This is a genomic window from Mesorhizobium sp. M7A.F.Ca.AU.001.01.1.1, assembly GCF_004022735.1.
Lineage (GTDB): Bacteria > Pseudomonadota > Alphaproteobacteria > Rhizobiales > Rhizobiaceae > Mesorhizobium > Mesorhizobium ciceri.
This window is the reverse complement of sequence record NZ_RZPF01000602.1, coordinates 1-4,093: the sequence shown is the minus strand read 5'-3', so window position 1 is coordinate 4,093 and position 4,093 is coordinate 1. Positions and strand designations below refer to the sequence as shown.

General features: G+C 62.0%; 6 protein-coding genes. 3 read left to right on the top strand and 3 right to left on the bottom strand.

Annotated features, from left to right (window positions below):
* Positions 1 to 328: gamma-glutamylcyclotransferase (locus EN884_RS28040; protein WP_206617657.1), on the bottom strand; the 328-nt coding region annotated here is incomplete at its 3' end.
* Between the two features lie 126 nt (positions 329 to 454).
* Positions 455 to 976, bottom strand: a complete 522-nt coding sequence (locus tag EN884_RS28035; RefSeq protein ID WP_013530520.1) for an Hsp20/alpha crystallin family protein — start codon at positions 974 to 976, stop codon at positions 455 to 457.
* A gap of 476 nt (positions 977 to 1,452) precedes the next feature.
* Here EN884_RS28035 and EN884_RS28030 point away from each other — a divergent pair, with 476 nt between their 5' ends.
* Positions 1,453 to 2,145 (top strand): DUF2270 domain-containing protein, encoded by a 693-nt coding sequence (locus EN884_RS28030; protein ID WP_063168672.1) that lies wholly within the window; start codon positions 1,453 to 1,455, stop codon positions 2,143 to 2,145.
* Between the two features lie 97 nt (positions 2,146 to 2,242).
* On the opposite strand, the gene EN884_RS28025 is transcribed toward EN884_RS28030, so the two are convergent.
* A complete protein-coding gene (locus EN884_RS28025) occupies positions 2,243 to 2,386 on the bottom strand; it encodes a hypothetical protein (protein WP_013530518.1) in 144 nt (47 codons plus the stop codon).
* Positions 2,387 to 2,821: 435 nt separating this feature from the next.
* Between EN884_RS28025 and EN884_RS28020 the strand changes: the two genes are divergently transcribed.
* Entirely contained in the window at positions 2,822 to 3,265 is a 444-nt protein-coding gene (locus EN884_RS28020; RefSeq protein WP_013530517.1) for an SRPBCC family protein, read from the top strand.
* Positions 3,266 to 3,418: 153 nt separating this feature from the next.
* The coding region (locus EN884_RS28015; RefSeq protein WP_128360858.1) for an amidohydrolase at positions 3,419 to 4,093 on the top strand (675 nt) is incomplete at its 3' end.

The window sequence follows — 4,093 nt, the reverse complement described above, 5'->3', positions numbered from 1 at the left end:
CGACCGTGCCGCGAAAACGCTGCACCGTGAAGCAGAACGAACGATGCCAGCCGCTGGCCACCGCGCGTTCTCCGCCCCTCACCTCGCCGGCGGGCTTCCACAGCAGCGAGCCATAGGCAAATAGTTTCAGCGGCCCGGCCGGAGCGCCGGCCAGCACCTCGTCGCGGATACGCGCATAGTCGGCATCGGTCATGTGAACCATGCCCGGCGTCGGCCCGGCATCCTCGACAGCACGCATAGTGCGCGCGACCAACGCCTCGGTCAGCGCCATCGGCGTGTTGCGCGGCACGGACTTGCGCGGCGATATGGCAGAAATCGGCTGGTTCATTTCATACCCTCTACCGTCGCCGTCATGTTGCCGAAGGCAGAGGGATTCTCAAGGGTCCATGTGACCGGCGCAAAATTCAACGGCCGATGCCGGGCGGGTGACCCTCCCGCCCGGCATCCAATCATTCTAGTGCTTGGTGCTCTTGCCGCCGATGGGGATGCGCCTCATCTTGTTCTGTGCCTTCTCGGATTTCGGCAAGGTGACGAACAGCACGCCGTTGCGGAAATCGGCAGCGACCTTGTCTTCTTCGACTTCGAAGCCGATCGGAATGCGACGTTCGAAGCGGCCGTAGAATCGCTCGGAGAACTGACGTTCCTTGTCGTCGGTTTCGGCGTGTTTTTCACCGCGCAACGTCAGGACGCCGTCATCGAGCAACACCTCGATGTCCTTTTCCTCCATGCCGGGTATCTCGGCGGTCACGCGGATTTCCTTGTCCGTTTCCGAGATTTCCACGCTAGGCCAGCCACCGCCCGCTGAAGAGAGCCTGCCCAAGGATGGAAGACGTGAACCGAAACCGCGGAACATGTCGTCAACAAGGCGGTTCATCTCGCGATGCAGGCTCATGAATGGGTCCTGATCGCGGTCGCCTGAGAGGGTCTGAACCTGGTTTGGATCGCGACCCCATGGCATCAGATCACGAATGGTCATTGCATTTGCTCCTTTCTTGATCCTGTCTATCGTTCGTTTGCATGCTCTGGTTGCCATGCTCGGACGATGCGCGTCTGCGCCATTGGCGCTCCGGTCCCGTTGGAAACGCCTGGATCAGTGGCGGGGGCTCGCGCACCTGAGCCTGCCCGAAGGCCACCGCCCCTGACCCGCGCGGCGCCCGTGAAGCCGGCGCCTCGTCGGCACTGGTGCGGAGGATTTTGGACTCCGTCGCGGGTGGGTCAAGACCTCGTAATGTAATGTGATTGGTGCATGCAGGTGCCTGCGTCACCGGTGCTGTCCACATCAGTCGTGCCCTTCGATCGGCACTTCGCGAAACAGTGGTCAACCGCCAGCTTGGTGTCTGCTGGACCGGAGCCGCCTCGGCCTCAACGCGCGGCTGGTCGGCTGGATCGGCGGTCTCGAGGACAGGGAACAATGCCGCTGGCAGGCCGTTCTGTTCCTTGCCGGAGGATGCCATGAACGACGCGTCGGCAAAGCCCGCTGGCCCCGTCCTTTCATCGGCGGAGCGCGTCAACACGCTGTCGCATTTTCACCGCGCCGAGATCGCTCGCATGGCGGGATGGCGCGACCGGCTGGACAGGACAACCAACTGGGCAATCACGGTGGTGGCGGCGCTGCTTTCGGTATCGCTGTCGACGGCCAGTGCGCATCACGGCGTGCTGCTTTTCGCCATGCTGCTGATCCTGCTGCTGCTATGGATCGAGGCGCGCCGCTATCGGTTCTTCGATTTCTATCGGGCGCGCGTACGCCAGTTCGAGCGCCACTATTTCGCGCAGATCTTTTCCCCACAGCCCGACTTTGCCTCGGACTGGCTGCTCATCGTCGGGGAAGGCCTACGCGCGCCGAAGTTCCTGCTGTCGCAGCGCGTCGCGCTGGCCCGTCGGCTGCGGCGAAATTACATCTACCTGTTCCTGATCCTCTTGCTGGCCTGGGTGCTCAAGATATCCACCCCCAGCCTTCAAACCGTGGGCGTCAGGACCGGCTTTGCCGGTTCGCTTCGCGAAGCCGTAGACAGCGCCGCCCTTGGCCCCGTTCCCGGTGTGGCGATCGTGGTTGTCGTGGCCGCATTCTATGTCGGGTTGCTTGCCATCGTCTTTTTCACGGCCGATAACGACGGCGAACTGTCCTTTGGCGACGTGCATGTTTGACGTTGATGCCCGGCAACACGCCGCTGCAACGCAAACGGCGGCCCGCGCGCTGAGATGGTCGGTCCGCCGAGACGTTTGAGGGAACGGAACTTCGCGCCTAGATGCCGAAGAACTGCTTGCCAACCATGTAACCCAGTGCCGCCACGACCAGCGGAAACAGCGCCGGCGCGGCTTTGCCCAGAAGGGAGACCTGCGGGTCCTTCGCCGGCGTATGACGTGCATTGCCGAGATTCTTGGTCATTGCTTGCCTCAGGTTCGAAAGACTCATTAGCAAATGCTGATTAACAGCATGACCGCATTAACGGCTTGATAGGAAATCAACTCTGATCAGATGCAAATTCTAATGATCGGCACATGGACGGCAAAGACGCGCTGCCCTATTTGGCGGCGTTCGAAGCATCGACGGGGACGCGCGGCCGTTCGCGGCAATCGACAAAAACACGCCCGAACAACAAGATGGCTCAGGAACTCGATTTAGCAGGTGAGCGCCAGCTCCGAAGCCGGTGCAGTTCATCCGCCGTCTCGCCCGAGCTTCGTGTTGATAGCTCGGGGTCGAACGCATGTCCGCGGCGTAGGCAGGCCGCCTCCCGTCAAAAAATTCGCAAACCAATGTCGGACTGGCTAGGCTTCGTCCGTCCTTGGGGTATCGAACAGGCATTCATGAAAGGATCCAGCAATGCCCGGCACCGTACGTTTGCACCGCGTTCTGACGACCAGCCCTGAAAAGGTCTATCGCGCCTTCGTTGAAGCGGACGCGCTGGCCAAGTGGCTTCCGCCAAACGGCTTCACCTGCACGGTCCATAATTTCGAGGCAAAGGTCGGAGGCACGTTCAAGATGTCGTTCCGCAATTTCACCACCGGCGACAGCCACGCCTTCGGCGGCGAATACCTTGAACTCGTTCCGGGCGAGCGCCTGCTCTACACCGACAGGTTCGACGATCCCAACCTGCCCGGCGAGATACGGGTGACCGTGGTCTTGAAAAAAGTGTCGGTCGGCACTGAAATCGACATTACCCAGGCCGGCATTCCGGACGTCATTCCGGTCGAGGCCTGCTATCTCGGCTGGCAGGAATCGCTCAGAAATCTGGCAAAGCTCGTCGAGCCCGAGATCAATCAATAGGCTGCGGATGGCCGGGAGAACGGCCGTTTCTGGCCTGCCGAAGCCTGAAACTTGGACTGTGGCGGGAACTGCCCTTTGTCGCTAGCAATTCATCATTGCGGCACCCCTGTGCCTGGACGTGTCGATGAAGAATGCAGCGGAGGTTGAAAAAGCATGACTCTGACCAACCGAGACATCGTCGAGTTGACGGCGTGGCGGCGCCAGCTGCACCAGTATCCGGAAATCTCGAATGAAGAGGAGAAGACGGCAAAGGAGGTCGTCGCCTTCCTCGCCGATACGGGGCCGGACAAGGTGCTGACACAGCTCGGCGGGCACGGCGTCGCGGTCACATATGACAGCGGCAAAGCAGGGCCGACGGTGCTGTTCCGTTCGGAACTCGATGCCTTGCCTATCGAAGAACTTTCAGGCGTGCCGCATGCGTCGCGCGTGCCGGGCAAGTCGCATATGTGCGGCCATGACGGACACACCGCCATCCTGGCATCCCTCGGCCGGCAGTTGGGGCGCGAGCGGCCTGCAAGCGGCCGCGTCGTGCTGATGTTCCAGCCGGCGGAGGAAACCGGCAATGGCGCAGCCGGCGTCGTTGCCGATCCCCGCTTCGGCGAGATCGCGCCGGATTTCGCTTTCTCGCTGCACAACCTGCCTGGCGTGCCGTTCGGCGAGGTGCGGCTCAAGCCCGGCGTGGTCAACTGTGCGTCACGCGGCATGCGCATCGTGCTGGAGGGCAAGACCGCCCATTCATCCATGCCGGAGACCGGCACCTCGCCGATGCTGGCGATCAGTGAGCTGATGCCGGCGCTGCCGGCGCTCGGGCGCGGAACCTTCGCCGAC